Annotated in this window: 14 protein-coding genes; 11 read left to right on the top strand and 3 right to left on the bottom strand. The window is 65.3% G+C overall.

What is annotated here, in order from left to right:
- The first annotated feature begins 3 nt into the window (after nucleotides 1–3).
- From DDZ17_RS02180 to DDZ17_RS02170, 3 genes are read left to right on the top strand one after another with little or no spacing between them, the layout of a single operon-like run.
- Nucleotides 4–516: a DUF2271 domain-containing protein gene (locus tag DDZ17_RS02180; protein ID WP_116364926.1), complete on the top strand. Its 513-nt coding sequence runs from the start codon at nucleotides 4–6 to the stop codon at nucleotides 514–516.
- A gap of 44 nt (nucleotides 517–560) precedes the next feature.
- Complete coding sequence (locus DDZ17_RS02175) at nucleotides 561–1,388, top strand: DUF4198 domain-containing protein (RefSeq protein ID WP_116364306.1); 828 nt, start codon at nucleotides 561–563, stop codon at nucleotides 1,386–1,388.
- A 26-nt stretch (nucleotides 1,389–1,414) separates the two neighbouring features.
- Nucleotides 1,415–2,788, top strand: a complete 1,374-nt coding sequence (locus DDZ17_RS02170) for a sulfite reductase subunit alpha (protein ID WP_116364305.1) — start codon at nucleotides 1,415–1,417, stop codon at nucleotides 2,786–2,788.
- An 8-nt stretch (nucleotides 2,789–2,796) separates the two neighbouring features.
- Here the strand turns inward: DDZ17_RS02170 and DDZ17_RS02165 are convergent, their stop codons facing one another.
- On the bottom strand, nucleotides 2,797–3,666 hold the full coding sequence (locus DDZ17_RS02165; RefSeq protein WP_116364304.1) for a helix-turn-helix transcriptional regulator: 870 nt from the start codon (nucleotides 3,664–3,666) through the stop codon (nucleotides 2,797–2,799).
- 194 nt (nucleotides 3,667–3,860) lie between these two features.
- On the opposite strand from DDZ17_RS02165, the gene DDZ17_RS02160 reads away from it, so the two are divergent.
- The 6 genes from DDZ17_RS02160 (at nucleotide 3,861) to DDZ17_RS02135 (ending at nucleotide 11,513) form a co-directional block, all read left to right on the top strand.
- Nucleotides 3,861–5,249: a DUF2868 domain-containing protein gene (locus tag DDZ17_RS02160; protein ID WP_116364303.1), complete on the top strand. Its 1,389-nt coding sequence runs from the start codon at nucleotides 3,861–3,863 to the stop codon at nucleotides 5,247–5,249.
- Entirely contained in the window at nucleotides 5,246–6,646 is a 1,401-nt protein-coding gene (locus DDZ17_RS02155) for a DUF3482 domain-containing protein (RefSeq protein WP_170150134.1), read from the top strand. Before DDZ17_RS02160 ends, DDZ17_RS02155 begins: the two co-directional genes overlap by 4 nt.
- Before the next feature lie 74 nt (nucleotides 6,647–6,720).
- Nucleotides 6,721–7,224: a (2Fe-2S)-binding protein gene (locus DDZ17_RS02150; RefSeq protein WP_116364301.1), complete on the top strand. Its 504-nt coding sequence runs from the start codon at nucleotides 6,721–6,723 to the stop codon at nucleotides 7,222–7,224.
- 2 nt (nucleotides 7,225–7,226) lie between these two features.
- Nucleotides 7,227–9,518: a xanthine dehydrogenase family protein molybdopterin-binding subunit gene (locus DDZ17_RS02145; RefSeq protein ID WP_116364300.1), complete on the top strand. Its 2,292-nt coding sequence runs from the start codon at nucleotides 7,227–7,229 to the stop codon at nucleotides 9,516–9,518.
- Nucleotides 9,519–9,908: 390 nt separating this feature from the next.
- Nucleotides 9,909–10,226, top strand: coding sequence for a ClpX C4-type zinc finger protein (locus DDZ17_RS22990; RefSeq protein WP_170150133.1), 318 nt, complete (start codon nucleotides 9,909–9,911; stop codon nucleotides 10,224–10,226).
- Nucleotides 10,227–10,571: 345 nt separating this feature from the next.
- A complete protein-coding gene (locus DDZ17_RS02135; protein WP_116364299.1) occupies nucleotides 10,572–11,513 on the top strand; it encodes a hypothetical protein in 942 nt (313 codons plus the stop codon).
- Between the two features lie 156 nt (nucleotides 11,514–11,669).
- On the opposite strand, the gene DDZ17_RS02130 is transcribed toward DDZ17_RS02135, so the two are convergent.
- Nucleotides 11,670–14,915, bottom strand: coding sequence for an amidohydrolase family protein (locus DDZ17_RS02130; RefSeq protein ID WP_116364298.1), 3,246 nt, complete (start codon nucleotides 14,913–14,915; stop codon nucleotides 11,670–11,672).
- A 103-nt stretch (nucleotides 14,916–15,018) separates the two neighbouring features.
- On the opposite strand from DDZ17_RS02130, the gene DDZ17_RS02125 reads away from it, so the two are divergent.
- The gene (locus DDZ17_RS02125; RefSeq protein ID WP_116364297.1) at nucleotides 15,019–15,546 is read left to right on the top strand and encodes a peroxiredoxin; all 528 of its coding nucleotides are present in this window, start codon (nucleotides 15,019–15,021) and stop codon (nucleotides 15,544–15,546) included.
- Here DDZ17_RS02125 and DDZ17_RS02120 read toward each other — a convergent pair.
- Nucleotides 15,543–16,373 carry a hypothetical protein gene (locus DDZ17_RS02120; RefSeq protein WP_116364296.1) on the bottom strand — a complete coding sequence of 277 codons (831 nt, stop codon included), beginning with the start codon at nucleotides 16,371–16,373 and terminating at the stop codon, nucleotides 15,543–15,545. The genes DDZ17_RS02125 and DDZ17_RS02120 overlap by 4 nt on opposite strands.
- A gap of 366 nt (nucleotides 16,374–16,739) precedes the next feature.
- On the opposite strand from DDZ17_RS02120, the gene DDZ17_RS02115 reads away from it, so the two are divergent.
- The gene (locus DDZ17_RS02115; RefSeq protein ID WP_116364295.1) at nucleotides 16,740–18,536 is read left to right on the top strand and encodes a DUF885 domain-containing protein; all 1,797 of its coding nucleotides are present in this window, start codon (nucleotides 16,740–16,742) and stop codon (nucleotides 18,534–18,536) included.
- Nucleotides 18,537–18,538 lie beyond the last annotated feature (2 nt).

The raw sequence follows: 18,538 nt of genomic DNA, 5'->3' as shown, positions 1-18,538 counted from the left end.
CCCATGCATAAACGTATCACCCGCCTGCTGGGCGCGGCCGCCCTGGCCCTGGCCGGCGCCGCACAGGGCCAGAGCCTGGCCGTGGAGATGGAAGTTCCCCGGCTGCAGGTTGCCGAATACCACAAGCCCTACGTGGCGCTGTGGATTGCCCGGGAAGACAACAGTGTGGCCGCCAACCTCGCCGTGCTCTACGACGTGGCGCTGAAGGACGAGGAGGGCGAGAAGTGGCTCAAGGACATGCGCCAGTGGTGGCGCCGTGGCGGCCGCGCCCTGGATATGCCCATCGACGGCCTGAGCGGTGCCACCAAGGGCCCGGGCAAGCACCGCCTGGTGTTCAGCGACAAGGTGGCGGACCTGCCGCCCGGCAACTACCGCCTGATGGTGGAGGCGGCCCGGGAAGTGGGCGGCCGCGAGCTGGTGGAGGTGCCCTTCCAGTGGCCCCCGCAGCAGGCGGGGCAGGCCGCGGCCAGCGGCGGCGAGGAACTGGGCACGGTGCAACTTTCCCTGGCGCCCTGAGCGCCGGCAATAGCGATTCAACGCAATAACGAGAGGACACGACAATGAAGAAAACCCTGGCAATTGTAGCGGCGGCACTGACTGTGGCGAGCGTCACCCTGCCGGTTTCCGCCCACCGGGCATGGATCCTGCCGGTAGCCACTGTGCTGTCCAGCGAAGACCCCTGGGTCAGCTTTGACGCGGCCATTTCCAACGACATCTTTCACCCGGATTATCACGCCATGCGCCTTGAGGGTGTGCAGGCCATCGGCCCCGACGGCCAGGCTGTGGAACTGCAAAACCCCCACACCGGCAAGCACCGCAGCAACTTCGACCTCAACCTGAGCCAGAGCGGCACCTACAAGGTGTACAGCGCCAGCGCCGGCCTCAGCGCGCGCTGGGAAACCGCCGACGGCGAGCGCAAATTCTGGCCCGGCCGTGGCCAGCGCCCGGACCCGGAAGGCTTCAAGAAGAATGTGCCGATGGATGCCAAGAACCTGCAGATCACCCAGAGCTCCCGCCGCCTGGAAACTTTCGTGACCGCCGGCGCCCCCAGCACCACGGCGCTCGAGGCCAGCAATGTCGGCTTGGAACTGGTGCCGGTTACCCACCCCAACGACCTGTACAGCGGTGAGGCCGCCACTTTTACCTTCCTGATTGACGGCGAGCCCGCCGTGGGCGCCGAGGTGTCGGTGATTCCCGGCGGCAGCCGCTACCGCGATGGCCAGGCTGAAATCAAGCTGAGCAGCGACAGCAAGGGCCAGGTGAGCATTACCTGGCCAGAGCCGGGCATGTACTTCCTGGAAGCCGAGTACAGCGACGAGCGGGCCAAGGCACCGGCCACAGGCCGGCGCGGCACTTACACCGCCACCTTCGAAGTGCTGCCGCTGTAAGCGCATAACTGGCGGCAGGCGCTACGGTGGTTATCAGCGCGGCACAGTGGCTGCAGGCCGGGGCCATTACCCTGGCCTACCTGCTGCTGTGCGGCCTGTGCCTGCGTCGGCCGCGAGCGGCGGCCGACACAGCAGCTAACACAACCGATAGGGCCACCGAAGCCAGGGCCACCCTGATTGCCTACGCCAGCCAGGGCGGCAGTGCGCGGGCGTTGGCGCAGCGCCACGCCGCCACCCTGGGCGAGCGCGGGCCGGTGACCCTGCTGGCCCTGAACCAGGTTAAACCCCGGGATCTGGAGCAGGCCCACCTGGCCCTGTTCATCGCCAGCACCTACGGCGAGGGCGAGCCGCCGGACAACGCCCTGCGCTTTGCGCGCCAGTGGATGCGCGACAGTGGCCAGGGCCGTGGCAGGCTTGCCCACCTGCACTTTGGCGTGCTGGCGCTGGGTGACAGCGATTATCGGCACTTCTGTGGCTTTGGCCTGGCCCTCAACCGCGCCCTGCAGGGCCTGGGCGCAAGGCCACTGTTTGACGCTATCACCGTCGACAGGCTCGCCGAAGCATCCCTTGGCGCGTGGCAGGAGCGCCTGCTGGAGTGCGCCGTGCTGGAGCCGGGTGACGCAGTGATAAACAGTGCAGCGCAGGCGGATAGCCTGCCGGCAATACTTACGGCACGGGAGTGCCTCAACGCCGGCTCCCCCGGCAGCGGCGCGTATCACCTGCGCCTGGCAGTGCCAGCGCACTGCCGGTGGCAGGCGGGTGACATCGCCGTGCTGGATGTGCCCGCCAGCGGCAGCGTCGTGCAGCGGGAGTATTCCATTGCCTCCCTGCCAGAGCACGGCGCGCTGGAACTACTGGTGCGGCAGGTCTGCAAGGACGATGGCAGCTACGGCCTGGGCTCCGGCTGGCTCACCCGCAGCTTGGCGATCGGGGGCGATGTGTGCCTGCGCATCCGCGATAACCCGGCCTTTCATCCGCCGCCAGCGGCGCGCCCGCTGATTCTGGTGGGCAACGGCACCGGCATTGCCGGGCTGCGCGCTCACCTGCGGGCGCGGGAGCGCTCAGGTGCGTCTGCCAACTGGCTGGTGTTTGGCGAGCGCACCCGGGCCCACGACAGCCTGTTTGACGATGAACTGCGCCAGTGGCAGGCCAGTGGCCACCTGCAACGGCTGGACCGGGTGTTCTCCCGCGATAACGGCCCCCAGCGCTATGTGCAGGATGTACTGGCCGCAGAGGTGGCGGAGCTCAAGGCCTGGCTGGACAGGGATGCGGCAATCTACCTCTGCGGCAGCCTGCAGGGCATGGCGCCGGCGGTACACCGATTGCTGCTGGAAGTGCTCGGTGAGCAGGGGCTGGAAGCCCTGACCCTTGAGGGGCGCTACCGGCGCGACGTGTACTGATGGTGCCCTCAGAAATCCAGCCAGGGTTTTAGCGCGTCAAGGTTCTCCACCACAATCTGCTGGGCCTCTGGCCCCCGGCGCGGGGCGCGCGGGTCGATGTGCAGCAGGCGCAGCGCGTAGGGCACCAGTTTGCCGCGGGTTTCAATTTGCAGCACCCCGTCCTGCATGCCGTAGTCGGCGCGCACCACGGCCTGCTGTTCGGGGCGCAGGCGCGGGTCTGCCACCAGGCGGATGGTCACGTGGCTGTTCCACTCGTCATCGCCCTCAACACCGTGGGGTGAGGCGTCCAGTATCTCTGGCGTATCGCGAAAGCGGCTCAGCACAAAATCCCGATAGCCCTGGTTTTTCTCGCACCAGGCGCGCACGTGCCAGCGCAGGCCGGTGAACACCACCGTGTGCGGCACAATGATGCGTCCCTCGCGGTCGGGGTTGTTGATCGACACGTAGTCCACCTCCAGCCGGCATTGCTGCCGCGCCGCCTGCATGATGGGGCGCAGGGTCTGGGGTGCCACGTCGCGCACCGGCACCGACAGCACTTCCACATTGGCGACATTCAGCGCCAGTGACTCAAACACGTTGGACAGCTCGTTGTTGCGCGCCATCAGGTGCAGGTATTCATCCGCCAGACCCCGGGTCACCCGGGGCTGGAAGGTGGCCGAGGGTTTATAGCCCTTGAGGTATTTGTCGTACGCCAGGTTGCCAGGGCCGATCTCCCGCAGGTAGGTGTTGATGTCCTTGCTGGCCTGCTGGCGGCCAATGCCGAAGGTTTCGCAGAGATGGCGGGTGGTGAGCCGGCCCTCCCACAGCACCAGGGTCTCGATAAAACGGTAGCGAACCAGCAGATCCCAGCGTATGGGCCACTTTTGCCGTTGCTGCATGGTGGATTATCTCCCCTGTGTGTCGTTTGCCGGATTTACCGCTGCATAGACTACAGGGCCGGCACAGTGGAACAAACTCCGGCGGCGTAAGTGAGCCATACCGGGCGGCCAGCGCGCGCTGTGTAGACGCGCCTGGGCGCACAGCTTGTGTAGAATAGCCACCATGTGCCCAATCACCCGCAACAAGGACCACCGTGCCTGAGCGCCCCGAACTTGGCGACCTGTATCGCCTGTCCGACCAACTGGAACGGGACAGGGAGCTTGCCGTTGACGCCCTGAAGCAGCGCGACCACGCCATAGGCCGCGACTGCCAGGTCAGCGACGCCAGCGAACGCCTGCTGTTCTGGCTGGACCGCGTGGCGCCCGCCAGCGAAGAAGACAGCAAGCGCAGCTTCCACGGCCTGCTCAGCACCCTGGCTCGCCTTTTGGCCTTTGTGGCCGGCTTTGCCGCCATGGCGGGCTTTTTGCTGGGCAGCAGCCAGGGGCTGGTGAATGTGTTCTTCCTGCTGCTGGTGTTTGTGCTGCTGCAGTTTGTGATGAGTACCGTGTCGGCCATTACCCTGCTTCGCACCCTGGGCGGTTTTGTGCCAGCTGGACTGCCCGCCAGCCCGGCGCGCTGGGTGGTGGAGCGCAGCCTGCCCGACCGGCGCTACCTGCGCGAGGCGGGCGGGGTGCTGCGGCTGATGTTCCTGCGCTACGGCCAGGAGTGGGGCGCGCTGTTCACGCTGGCCGCGCTGCTGGCCTTTGTGCTGGTGCCGGCCTTCACCGACTTTGTGTTTGTGTGGGGCTCCACCTTCAACCCCGGCGACCAGGCGGTGCAGGGGCTGGTCAATACCCTGGCGGCCCCCTGGCGTGGCTGGCTGCACTGGGCCACCGTGCCGCCCGAGGTAGTCGCCGGCAGCCGCCACCATGCCGCCCTGGTGCTGGACCGGGCCGGCATTGAGGACATGCGCGGCTGGTGGCCCTTCCTGTTCCTGTGCCTGCTGGTGTACGCCCTGCTGCCGCGCCTGCTGCTGTGGCTGGCCGCCCGAGCGCTGGCGCCGGGCATGTTGCGGCGCAGCTTTGTGGGCTTGCCGGGGGCGGACCTGGTGCTGTCGCGCATGGCGGCGCAACTGGTGTCCACCCGCTCGGCGCAGGCCAGTGAGGCCGAGCTGGATGCCATCGCGCCAGCGCAGATGGCGGTGGCACCGGCTGCCCCCGAGGGGCTGCTGCTGATCGACTGGGCCGGCGCCCTGGGCGATGCCAGCCCGGCCCAGTTTGAAGAGCTGCCGGCGGTGGATGAAAACGACATTCTGCCCCTGGGGCAGGGCGCATTGGCCGAGGACCGCCGGGACCTGGCGATGCTGGCAACCGACGACATTGAGCACCTGCTGGTGATTGTGAAATCCTGGGAGCCGCCGGTGGCGGATTTGGCCGACCTGCTGGCCAGCCTGCCGGCCAGCCTGCGTTGCACGCTCTGCCTGGTGCCCCTGCCGGGCAAGGCCATTCCCCATCGCAAGGTGGAGGACTGGCGCGGCTTTGCCCGGGCGCTGCCGTTTGCGGCAGTGGATTTGCGCCTGCTGAACTGGGTGAGCGCGCCGTGAGCCTGCCGGTATTTGCCGTGGTGGGGCGGCCCAACAAGGGCAAGTCCAGCATCGTCGCCACCCTGGCGCGGGACGATTCCGTCTACATCGACGCCCGCGCGGGGTCCACCCGCCAGGCCCGCGCCTTCCCCATGCAGGTGGACGGCCAGACCCTGTACACCCTGGTGGACACCCCCGGCTTCCAGCGCGCCCGCGAGGTGCTGGACGTGCTGCAGGCCAGCTGCAGCGACGCCTCCGGCCGGCCCCAGGCGGTGCGCGACTTTGTTGCCCGCCACAGCGGCCAGGAGCGCTTTCGCGACGAGTGCGAGCTGCTGCGCCCCATTGTTGAAGGCGCCGGCATCATCTACGTGGTGGACGGCTCCTGCCCCTTCGGGGCGGATTACGAGGCGGAGATGGAAATCCTGCGCTGGTGCGGGCGCCCCAGCCTGGCGCTCATCAACCCCATCGACAACGACGAATTTACCGAACAGTGGCAGGCTGGCCTGGGCCAGTATTTTCGCACCGTGCGCTTGTTCAATGCCCACCGGGCCGAATTTGCCAAGCAACTGGAACTGCTGGCGCTGTTTGGCCACCTGGACCCGGACTGGCAGCAATCCCTGCAGCAGGCGGTGGAGGTTCTGCGTGCCGAACGGGAACAGCAGCACCGCGACAGCAGCTCCATGATCGCTGGCATGATCGCCGCGGCGCTGACCTTCCAGGTCAGCCAGAAGATTCCCGAGGGCACCCCGGGTGACCCGATCAAATCTGCGCTGGCCCTGCGCTACCGCGAAACCCAGGTGCGCCGCGAGCGCCAGTGCCGGCGCCAGGTGGAGGAGGTGTTCCACTACCACAACCTGCAGCGCAGCGAAGACGTGCTGGCGCTGGAAGATGCGGACCTGTTCCAAATGGACGACTGGTACCTGTGGGGCCTCAGCCGAACCTCGCTGGCGGCGGTGGCCGGGTCCGCCGGGGCGATTCTCGGCGGCGGCACCGGCATGGTGCTGGACGGTGCCACCGGCGGACTGCTGGGGGGGCTGGGCACCCTGGTGAGCGGGGCGGCAGGCGCCATTACCGGCGGCGTTGGCGCCTGGCGCTACGCCGACGAAATCGCCCAGTTTCGCTTGAAGGGCATACCCACCGGCGGCAAGCAGCTCAGCTATGGCCCCAGCCGCAATCTCAACTTTCCCTTTGTGCTGCTGGGCCGGGCCCTGTTGCATCACAGGCTGCTGTGCCAGCGCACCCACGCCGACCGCAGCAACCTGGCCCTGGATGCCGACTTGCTGGAGCAGGTGGACGACAGCCAGCGCCGCAAACTGGCGCGCCTGTTCGCCCAGATTCGCGCCGGCAAGCGCGAGGACGAACGGCGCGCGGAACTGGCGGCCCTGGTGCTGCAGTGGTGCCGCGCCCACGATGCCTGACCCTCGACGCTTAACCTACGATGCCTGACCGCCAGCCCATCTCACCCTGACGATACGCACAACGGAGACCCGACATGACAGGCTTTACCCTGAACGGCAACCCAGTGGAGGTAGAGGCCCCGCCGGCCATGCCCCTGCTGTGGGTGCTGCGTGACCAGCTGGGCCTGGTCGGCACCAAATACGGCTGCGGCATCGCCCAGTGCGGTGCCTGTACCGTGCTGTTCAACGGCAGCGCCATGCGTTCCTGCCAACTGCCGCTCAGCGCCGTGGCGGGGGCCGAGGTCGTTACCATCGAGGGGCTGGGTACGCCGGCCGACCCGCACCCGGTACAGCAGGCCTGGATCGATGAGCAGGTGGCCCAGTGCGGCTACTGCCAGTCTGGCCAGGTGATGCAGGCCGCCTGGCTGTTGACCAACAACCCCGCGCCGAGCGACGCCGAGATTGATGCCGCCATGGCCGGCAACCTGTGCCGTTGCGGCACCTACCCGCGCATTCGCGCCGCCGTGCGCCGTGCGGCGAGCCGGCTTGCCAGCCCGGTGCAGGTGTTCGACCCAGCCACCGCCGGCGGGGAGGGTTGAGCATGGGGCGGTTAGCCGATGTGACCCGGCGCACCTTTCTGTTTGGCAGCGTGGCCCTGGCGGGCGGTGTGGCCTTTGGCGTGTACAAAGTGCGCGAATCACCCGACAACCCGCTGGCGACGGGGCTGGGGCCCGACGAAGCCAGCTTCAACCCCTGGGTGCTGGTGCGCCCGGATGGCATCACCCTGATTGCCCCCCATACCGACGTGGGGCAGGGCGCCCGTTCCGTGCAGGCGCTGATGATCGCCGAAGAAATGGACCTGGAGCCCGGGCAGTTCAGCGTCAACCCGGGCCAGCCCTCGGCGGCCTACTGGAACACCGCCATGGCCGCCGATGCCGTGCCTTTTTTGCACAGCGACCAGAGCCTGACGGCCCGTGCCGCGCGCAGCGCCGTTGGCGCCGTCATCAAACTGTCGGGCCAGCAGGTGACCGGCGGTTCATCCACCGTGGCCGACTCCTGGGAAAAACTGCGTCGTGCCGGCGCCATTGCCAGGGAGACACTCAAACAGGCGGCCGCCGCCGAAACCGGCCAGGCGGTGGATACCCTGACAACCGAGGCCGGCGCCGTGGTGCTGCGCGACGGGCGCCGCCTACCCTACACCGCGCTGGCGGCCACTGCCGCGGGCATTGCACCGGTGGAGGCCGTCACCCTGCGTCCGCCGTCCGCCTGGCGCCTGCTGGGCAAGCCGGTACAACGCCTGGACACCGTGGCCAAGGCCACCGGCACCCAGGCCTTTGGCATCGACTTGATGCCCGAGGGCGTGGTGAACGCCACCGTGCGCTTTAATCCGCGCCAGGGCGGGGCGCTGCTGTCCTACGACGATACCAGGGCGCAATCCATGCCGGGCGTACGGCACATTCTACCGGTCACCAACGGCGTGGCGGTACTGGCCGATAACACCTGGAACGCCTTTCAGGCCGCCGCCGCCATCCAGTGCGAGTGGGGGCAGGCGCCCTATCCACCGGAAATGGCCCAGCACTGGGCGGCGGTGGAAGCGTCCTTCACCGAAGAGCGCCTGGACAAAGTCTGGCGCGACGATGGCGATATTACAGCGGCGCTGGGCGCAGCGGGTGATGTGATCGAGCACGAATACCGCGCCCCCTATGTTGCCCACGCGCCGCTGGAACCCCTCACTGCCCTTTGTCGTGTAAGTGGGGGTGAAATCGAGGGTGAAGGCGAGGGTGAAGGCGCCGATAATGAACGCCGGGTGGATGTGTGGGCCGCCCACCAGTTCCCCCGCCTGGCGCAGCAACTGGTGGCGGACATCTGCGGCCTGCCGGTCGAGCAGGTTTACCTGCACAACCAGTACAGCGGTGGCAGCTTTGGCCACCGGCTGGAATTCGAGAACATCCGCTACGCCACCGAAATCGCCCTTAAGCGCCCCGGTGAAACCATCAAGCTCACCTTCAGCCGGGAAGAGGACTTCGCCCACGACTTTCCGCGCCAGATGGGTATGGCCCGCATTCGCGGCATCAGTGGGGGCGGGCAGGGCATTGCCGCGCTGGATATCCACATTGCCACGCCCTCTGCCATTGCCTCCCAGTCCGGGCGCGCCAACCTGCCTGTCACCGGGCCAGACAGCCAGATTCCCGCCGGGGTATGGAACGCGCCCTACAGCATCGGGCACATGCGGGTGAGCGCCTACCGCGTGCCGGAGCTGGCGCCCATCAGTTCCTGGCGCTCCGTGGGTGCCTCCACCGGCGGCTTCTTCATCGAATCCGCCGTCGATGAACTGCTGATTGCCGCTGGGCAGGACCCATTGGCCGGCCGCCTGGCCCTGTGCAACGACCCGGCCAGCCGACGGGTGCTGGAAACCGTGCGCGACATGAGCGGCTGGAACGAGCCATTACCACCCGGCCATGGCCGTGGCGTGGCGCTGGTGGTGTCTTTCGGCACCCCCGTGGCCGAAGTGGTAGAAGTCAGCCAGAAGGGCGGAAAAATCCGCCTGGAGAAAGTGTTTGTGGCAGCCGAAGTCGGCCGCGTCATCGACCCGGTTAACTTCGAGAACCAGACCGCCGGCGGCGTGATTTGGGGCCTTGGCCACGCCATGAACTGCCAGATTACCTACGCCGATGGCATGGCCGAGCAGCACAACTACCACCAGCACACCGGCATGCGCATCAACCAGTGCCCGCAGATAACCGTGCAGGCACTGGAATCCGGCGAGCGCATCAGCGGCATTGGCGAACCACCCGTACCGCCGGCGGCACCGGCACTGGCCAACGCCATCTACGCCGCAACCGGCAAGCGCCTGCGGGAAATGCCGTTCAATAAATTTGTGACGTTTGCCTAAAGCCCGGGAGCTGGCAAAAAAGGAAAGCGAAAAAAGAAAGGGGAAAAAGAGTACCTGCCCAACACTGCGAAGCAGCCAGGGCAGGTACAAGGCGGCTGGCCTGGGGGACCGGGTAGGGGTCGGTGACCAACCGCAGTAAAATTTTCCCCCCTGCTTCACGCGCAGGGAAGCGGGGGAAAGTAATCTTTACAATCTTTATACATTTCATTTTTACGATTGGTCAGAATTGATTATTAAGTGGTCTTGACTGAATTCGCACCATGGCAAGGACATTTCAGGCAGTATGATCTTCATGGCTTGGTTTAAGGATGGTCAAGTGCATTTCGTTGATGCCTTATATTCCAATAAACGCTTACATAAAGAGATGTTTGTCATGCTGGCATTAAGGTAATGAATACCCGGGTTATTAAAAGAAAATTGATAGAAAGTAATGAGCGCTGTTCTTTCTGTGGGAAAGGGCCTGCTGACTACCAGTCTATTTTTTCCAAGCAGGGCGTTGCCATTTGCAATCATTGCCTGTGCTTAACAAATGACATTGTTACATCAAATAAACTCAAGAGACCCAGTGGTTTTGAACTGTGCTCCTGCTCGTTTTGTGCCAAGCGCCAAATGGATGGCGTTTCCCTAATTGCTGGCCCCAGTGTTTTTATTTGCAATGAATGCAGCACACATTTTTATTCAATGTTGCCGGCGTGGAAACTTGAGTAACACAGATTGTATTTCTCTTAATTCTCGCCACCGGGCTGATTGCATTTCCAGCATGGGCTGGATCAGGATTTGTTTTCAGCGAACAGCAAGCGGCTATGCCGTGATAGCGACAGGCAACCATCGGGCCCGCGGCCAATGATTCCCTGGCGCAGCAGGGCCGTGCCTGCGCTGCTGGTGGCGCTGGGTCTAGTGGTGGTTTTGTTGTGGGTGTATTGGCAGGCTGCTGATCGCTCTCGCCCGAGCGGTGCAGCGGTTGCACCCCGGCAAACCGAGGCCGCGGCATTATCCCCAGCAGTCGATGGAATCCATACGGCAGTCGATACGTTAGCCAATAGCGAAGCTCAGATGCCGGCAGGGCAGGCTGCCGACTGCGTGGCCGAGGCAAAGCCGGCGGAGGCGAGTGCCGATGCGCGAGAGATGGCCGTTTCTTTTGACGCCTGGCAGCAGGCGCTTGCCCGCCGGCTGGCGGTGTCGCCTTCGGCCGAGCACCTGCTGCTGGCGGCTATGCTGGAATCTGACGCCACCGCCCGAGGTGCCTTGATTGCACGCGCTACGGCGGGCCATGCAGACGATCCTTTTTTGCTCTGGAGCGCTGTGCAGTTTTGCGCCGGGGCGGGCAGTTGTTCAGACGGTGCGCTGGCACAGCGATTGGCGGCGGTGGATGGCAGCAACAGCGAAACCTGGGCGTACATTGCAAGCAGCCGTTTTGCCGCGGGCGAGCACGCGGCGGCGCTGGATGCCATGCGCTACGCCGCCAGCGCCGCGCAAACCCGCGATTATTGGACAGAGACAATCGAAATGATTGAGCGCGGCCTAGCCGCCTCTACCGACCTGGCTTTTGCTGAGCGCGCTGGCATGGCGCTGGGGCTCGCTGCGGCCCACCTGCCGGACTACAGCGGCACGGTAAGAATGTGCCGCGAGCAGTCCGCCGCCAGTGTGGAGTGGGCCTACACCTGCCTGCGCTATGGCCAGTTGGTGGAGGCCCAGGGTAAAACTGCCATGGGCAGCGCCATTGCCCGGGTAATCCAGGGTTTTGCCTACGAGGCGCTGGGGGAGGTGGAGCGCGCCCGGGCACTGGCGCAGCAGCGTGAAGCGCACAAGCAGGCGCAACTGGACGCGGTGAAAGATCATCGGCCGGCGGTGGATCGGGTGTTGATGTCCAATCCCCGTTTCTTTTACGCCTACCTCGATGGGGTGCGCGCCGAGGGGGAGGCGGTGGCCTTGCAGCGCATTACCACTGAGATAGAACAGCATATCGAGCAGTATCCGGAGTTAGGCTGCCCGTAGCCGCCTTTACCGAGATTCACCGGGCTTCACTGAGTTTCCACCGGGCTTTACCGCACTTTACCGGGCTTTCACAGGCCGTTTCATTCAGCTTAAAACAACAACGGCCCCGGGGTGCTGCCCCGGGGCCGTTGTTGCGTGGTTGCCGGCCTTGGCTGGCTAGCGCAGTTCAGATTCCGGCTTGCCCTGCCAGTAGAAGGGCTGGAGGGTGGCGTCGCCGGTGACTTCCTCGCCGAGGTCGGTGGCCCGGTACAGGCGGCCGTTCACCATCACGTGGCTGATGTGGTCGGTGTTGCGGATGTCCTCCAGCGGGTTGTCGTTCAGAATCACCAGGTCGGCCAGTTTGCCGGCCTCCAGCGACCCCAGGTCTGCCGCCATGCCCATGTAGGTGGCCGGGTTGATGGTGGCGGCCGACAGGGCCTCCATGGGGCTGAAGCCGCCGCGCACGAAGCTCCACATTTCCCAGTGGGTGCCCAGGCCCTCGCGCTGGCCGTGGGCGCCGGTGTTGACCATTACGCCCTCATCCAGCAGGACTTTGGCGGCGGCGGCCGCGTCGTCGTCGCGGTAGTCGGCTTCCGGCGCCATGGGTCGGCGCACGGAGCGCGGCTGTAGCACCGCGGGCGGCACGAAGTTGGACAGGATGGGGTGCTTCCACACCTCGGTGTCCTGGTAGTAGTAGTCCTCGGAGGTGAGGCCGCCAAAGGTGACCACCAGGGTCGGGGTGTAGCCGGCCTGGGACTGGCGCCAGTACTGGGTTACGTCGTCGTACATGGGCATCACCGGCACGTTGTGCTCAATGCCGGTAATGCCATCGCCGATCAGGTTCATGTCCAGGTGGTAGAGGGAGCCGCCCTCGGCCACGGACATCAGGCCTTCCTGGCGCGCGGCCTCAATCACCTGCTGGCGCTGTTCGCGGCGCGGCTGGTTGTAGTTTTTCACCGAGATGGCGCCCTGGGCCTTGAGTCGGCGTACGTGGGCCAGGGCATCGTCCAGGCTGTTGACCGGCGACCAGTAGGTGCTTTTGGCGCCGTAGACAATCTCGGCGGTGGAGAAGATACGCGGGCCGAGGATTTTGCCGCTCTGCTGGTATTCCGCCGCGGCAAAGACCAGGCTGGCCACGCTGGAGGGGTTGTGCACGGTGGTGACCCCAAGGGCCAAGTGGCCCAGCAGGTTCCAGTTCTGCTGGGGCACAATGTCGCCGCTGCCGTAAGGGCCGTGGGCGTGAATGTCCACAAAGCCAGGGATGACGGTCTTGCCGGCCAGGTCCACCTGCTCGTAGCCGGCGGGCACGCTCACGTCGCCGGCGGCGCCCACCGCCTGGATGCGGTTGCCCTCCAGCAGCACGGTGCCGCGCTCGTGAACGGTGCGCTGGCCGTCCATGGTAATCACCCGGGCATTCACCAGGGCAACGCGGCTCTCGGGCGCAGCGGCCTGCACCTCCATGGACAGGTCGCGGCCGCTTTGCGGTGGCTCAAAGCCCGCTGCGAAGGCGTCGTTCACTGCCACGGTTTTCAGCACTGGCCCCACCGACCAGGACAGGGCGCTGCCATCGGCGTTCCAGTACAGGTAGGTGCCGCCGGTGCGGCTCAGCTTGACGCTGGGGAAGGCGGGCTTGCCGGCATCGAGCACCACGGGCTTGGGGCTCGGCGCAAAGTCGGCCACGTACATGTGGTGGCTGTCCTCGAAGGCGAGCTGGCGGCCAGTGGGGGAGAGGCGAATGGCGGTGGCGAATTCGGCCTGGGCCAGTTCGCGCACGTCAAAGCCAGCGCGGTTCATGGACAGCAGCTTGGTGACGGCGGTGCTGCTGCCGCGGCCGGTGGCGCTGTCGGCCCGCTCCTGTACGTAGAGGCGGTCATCCTCGGGGCCGAAGTGGGGATCGGTGCCGCGCTGGCTGACGAAACGGGCCTTGCCACCGTCGGCATCCATCAGGTAGATGCCGCTCTGCACGCCCCAGGCCGGGTTCAAAAGGTCGGAGCCGGCGCGCTTGCGAAAGGCCAGGGTTTCGCCCTTGCTGTCGATGGCCAGCTCGGTGAACTGGCCTTTTTCCTCGCTCAGTTGGCGCGACTTGCCGCCGCGGGCACTGACCCGGCGCACGGTGCTCAGGTTGTTGTCGCTCCAGCGCAGGAAGTAGATATCGTCGCCGTCCGGCGCCCACACCGGGCTGTAGTCAAAGCCGCCGTCGCTGTCGGAGGTCAGGGCTTTGGGCGCGCCATCGCCACGCTTGAGGTAGAGCTGGCCTAAGGATTCAAACACCACGGCCTTGCCATCCGGCGAGGGCTGGGCAAAGCGCACCATGCGGGTGCGGAAGCGCTCGGGTGCCACGTCCACGGTAAAGCGCGGGGCGGGGTAGATGTCGCGGGTGTCCTTCACGTGGAAGGGAATGTCGCTCACCTCACCGCCGTTCACCTGGACTTTCTTCAGTTTGCCGCCGGCCCAGAACACCACGGCGCTGCTGTCGGGCGTCCAGTCCATGTTGGGGTACAGGCCGTGCACGGCCCAGGTTTCCTGCATGTCCTGGTCGAGGTTGGCGTACACCATGCGCTCTTCGCCGGAGGCCAGGTCCTTCACAAACAGGCGCGATTCGGCCCGCACCCGCTTTACAAAGGCCAGTTGCTTGCCATCGGGAGAGGGCGTGGGGCGCACGGCGCCACCGGGGCCGTCGGCCACGGTGGTCACATCCCCAGTGCCCAGATCCACCCGGCGAATCTGGAACAGTTCGGTGTTGCTGTCCTGGTGGTAGATGAAGGTGTTGCCCGGGGTAGTGTTCAGTGTGTAGTAGATGCCGGTGCCATCGGCGCTGAACATGGGCTCGCCCTGTTCCTTCTGGAAGGTTTCGCTGGGGCGCTCCACCACCAGCTGGCCGCTCTGGCCCTCGCCGCCGTCGGAGCGGTACAGCCACACTTCGCCGGTGCCCAGGGAGCGCGAGGTGGTGAAGTGCTTGCGGGCGGCAATGTAGCGCCCGTCCGGGCTCCAGCTCGGGTTGTTCATCAGCCGGAAGTCCTCGAAGGTCACCTGGTGGAACTGGCCGGTGGCCAGCTCCAGGGTCCAGATGTTGTCGCCGCCGGCGCGGTCGGAGGTGAAGGCGACAAACCTGCCGTCGGGGCTGAAGCGCGGCTGCATGTCCCAGGCGTGGCCAGAGGTGAGGGATTTTGCCTCGCCGCCGCCCATGGGCAGCAGGTAGAGGTCGCCCATCAGGTCGAACACAATCTGCTTGCCGTCGGGGGAGACGTCCAGGCTCATCCAGGTGCCTTCGCTGACATCCAGGCTGGCGCGGGTGGGTTTGACGGAGTAGGCGGGCTGGTTGACGTCCCAGGCCGTGTCGGTGCTGTTGGCGTCGGCCTGCGCGGCGGGAATGGCCAGCAGGGCCGCCAGTGCCAGTCGCGCGGCGTTGTTAGGTAGCTTCATGCGATGGGTCCGTGAATTTGTTGAACGGGGCGCAGTGATACATACTGCGGGAACCTGCGTACCTTACACGCAAGCCCCATTCAGTTGTAGATCGGAGACCGCCATGCCCCGCACACTCTGTTCCGCCCTCGTTCTCAGCTTTGCCACCCTGTTTACGGCGCTGCCGGCCCTGGCTCTCAAGGTGGGTGACCCGGCCCCGGATTTCACCCTGCAGGCCACCGACGGCAAGACCTACAGCCTGTCGGATTTTCGCGGCAAGCAGGCCGTGGTGCTGGCCTGGTTTCCCAAGGCTTACACCAAGGGCTGCACCATCGAGTGCAAGTCGCTGGCCGAGAACGGCCACCTGATTCGCGCCTATGACGTTGCCTACTTCATGGCGAGTGTCGACCCCCTGGAAGACAACAAGGGCTTTGCCGCAGAAACCAAGGCGGACTTTCCCCTGCTCAGCGATCCGGAGAAGACCGCTGCAGACGCCTACGATGTGCTGCACCTGCTGGGCTTTGCCAAACGCCACACCTTCTACATTGGCAAGGATGGCACCATTCTCAAGATTGATGAGGACGTGAACCCCGCCACTTCGGCCGAGGACATGGCCAGCACCCTGGGCGAGCTGGGCGTCGCCAAGCGCTAGAAGCCGTAGTTGAAGGTGATGGAGAGCCCGTCCACGTCGGGCCCCAGCACCGCCTGCAGCCCCAGCGCCACCTGCCGGTAACCCAGCGAGGCCCCCAGTTCGTAGAAGTGGGTAAAGCCGAGCTGGTCGCGGCCCGGGCCGGTGAAGGTGGTGGCCGCCGCATGGCCGATGAGATACAGCGGGTGCTCGTTAAGCACAATGTCCAGCGGCTGTGCCACATCGAGCTTGGCGGACAGGCTGCCGGTGTAGGCGGTGAAGCCCGGGAAGTCGGTGGATTCGTTAAAACTCTCCACATAGCTGTACACCATGTGGGTGCTGGCGCGCACTTTCAGCCGGTTCCACTGCTCGCGGTACAGCAGGCCCAGGTGGGCGCGGCCAATCACAGCGCTGCTGCGCCAGTTGATAACGGTGCCCTCCAGCAGCGGGGCCAGGGCGTCCGCCACCAGCGGGTTGGAGATGGATGAGATATTCTTCAGCCGCGTGCCCCCCGCACCGAGGCTGCCAGCGATAGAGAGTGTGTCGCCGACCGGCATGATCAGGCCGGCTTCTGCCACGCCGGAGTAGGCCTTCCACTCGCCTTCCACGCCAGTGGAGACGGTTGGGATTATCTCGAAAGGGGCCAGCTCTTCGGTATAGGTAAAGGAACTGAAGGCGCCCTGCACAAACCAACGCCAATCGCTGTCCTTGAAGGCATACTCCCGATACAGCGGCAGCTTAAGCACGTCCATGGAGATGTCGGCGCTGCTGTCACTATTGATGTCGAAGGAAGATGCGGAAATTTCTGGTTCTGCGGCAAAACTCACCAGGTGGGCGTAGCCTTCGCCCAACTCGCGAAAATCCAGGCCGGTGGTGGCGCTCGCACTCGGTTCAGCCTGTGTAGCGACAGAGCCCGCGCAGCAAAGGGCAACCAGTGTGCGGGGCAGGCAAATACGCCGCGAGAGGGATAGCGAAGGGGGCAGGAAGCGGAGCTGTGCAGCACACCAGGCAGCGCTTTTGGCAGCGTTTTGGGGCGTGGGGCTCGTGTGCGGACTCTTGGTAGTGTGGTGATTCATGTCTGCGCTGGCATCTACTCCGTCAAGCTCTATACTAGGCCGCCTGTTCGGGGCCTGCCTGTATTTCGCCCCCGCCCAAAGACCCCGAGGCGCTGCCGGCAATGGCGGCACCTCGCATCACGTTACCCAAGGAGTCATAACATGCGCAACCTGATTGCGGCACTGTTGTTGCTTGCCCCCCTGGCGGCGGCCCACGCTGCGGCTGCCGACAGCGAACGCCTGAAGCAGTGGCTGGACGAGCGTTACGAGGAAGAACTGGCCTTTCACCCCATCAAGCAGACCCAGCTCGGTCGCAAAACCGACTACGACAAGATCGACGATTACAGCGAAGCCGCCCTGGACGCCGAGCTGAAATGGCGCCTGGACAGCGTAAAAGCCATGCAGGCCGCCTTTGATCGCGATGACCTGGATGCCGATGCCCAGGTCAGCTACGACTACTGGGCCTACCGCGCCGATCGCGCAGTGGAGGATAACCGCTGGCGGCGCAATGACTACGTGCTGAACCAGATGAGCGCCATTCACACCGCGCTGCCCCAGTTCCTGATCAACTACCACAAAGTGGACAGCGAACAGGACATGCGCGATTACATTACCCGCCTGGACGGTATTGCCCGGGCGCTGGGCCAGGTGCAGGCGCGGGTAGAGCGGGGCGCCAGTGCTGGCGTGCGGGCACCGCGGTATGTGTACGACATTGTGATTGAACAGAGCCAAGCGGTGATTACCGGCGCGCCCTTCGACGATGGCGACGTCGCCCCGCTGTGGGCCGATGTGAAGAAGAAGGTGGCCGCCCTGCAGGACAGCGACAAGGTGGATGCCACACAGGCGGCAGCCCTTACCGAAGCGGCCCGCCAGGCCCTGCTGACCGAGGTGGCCCCGGCCTACCAGTCGCTGGTGGCGTGGATGCAGCAGGATCGCCCCAACACCGACGCCGAGCCAAGAGGCGTAGCCAGCCTGCCGGAGGGAAAGGACTACTACGCCTACCGCCTGCGCTCCTATACCACCACCGACATGAACGCCGAGCAGATACACCAGCTGGGCCTTGACGAGGTAAAGCGCATTCGCACCGAGATGGAAGCCATTCGCAAGGAGGTGGGTTTTGAGGGCGATCTGGCGGCCTTTTTTGAATTTGTGCGCAGCGACGCGCAGTTCTATTACCCCAACACCGACGCCGGCCGCCAGGCGTACATCAATGAGACCGAGCACTACCTGGCGCTGATTGCCGACCGCCTGCCGGAATACTTCGGCATTCTGCCCAAGGCGCCGCTGGAAGTGCGCCGGGTAGAGGCCTTCCGCGAGCGCGATGGTGCCGCGGCCTCCTACGCCACCGGCACCGCCGATGGCAGCCGCCCGGGGGTGTATTACATGCATCTGTCGGACATGGCGGCCAACAACCGCACCGACCTGCAGACCACCGCCTATCACGAGGGCAACCCCGGCCACCACATGCAGTCGTCCATTGCGCTGGAGCGCAGCGACCTGCCGCTGTTTCGCAGCGATGTCTGGTACTCCGCCTACGGCGAAGGCTGGGCGCTGTACTCGGAACTGCTGGCCTATGAAATGGGGGTTTACGACAACCCCTACTACAACTTCGGCCGCCTGGGGGCAGAGATTTTCCGGGCTATTCGGCTGGTTGTGGATACCGGCATGCATGCCAAGGGCTGGAGCGAAGAGCAGGCGGTGCAGTACATGCTGGATAACTCGGCCATGCCCGAGACCGCCGTGCGCTCGGAAATCCAGCGCTACCTGGCGTGGCCCGGCCAGGCCACCTCCTACAAGGTGGGCATGCTGAAGATTCTGCAGCTGCGCGAGCGCGCGAAGGCTGCCCTGGGGGATAAGTTCGACATTCGCGCCTACCACGACCTGGTGCTGGGCGGCGGGTCGCTGCCCCTTGGCATCCTGGAGCGCCGCGTCGATGAGTGGATTGCCGCCCAGGGTTAATT

The sequence above is a fragment of the Parahaliea mediterranea genome (assembly GCF_003402235.1).
Taxonomy (GTDB): Bacteria; Pseudomonadota; Gammaproteobacteria; order Pseudomonadales; family Halieaceae; genus Parahaliea; species Parahaliea mediterranea.
The sequence above is the reverse complement of the archived record's forward strand: the minus strand, read 5'-3'. Positions and strand labels throughout refer to the sequence as shown.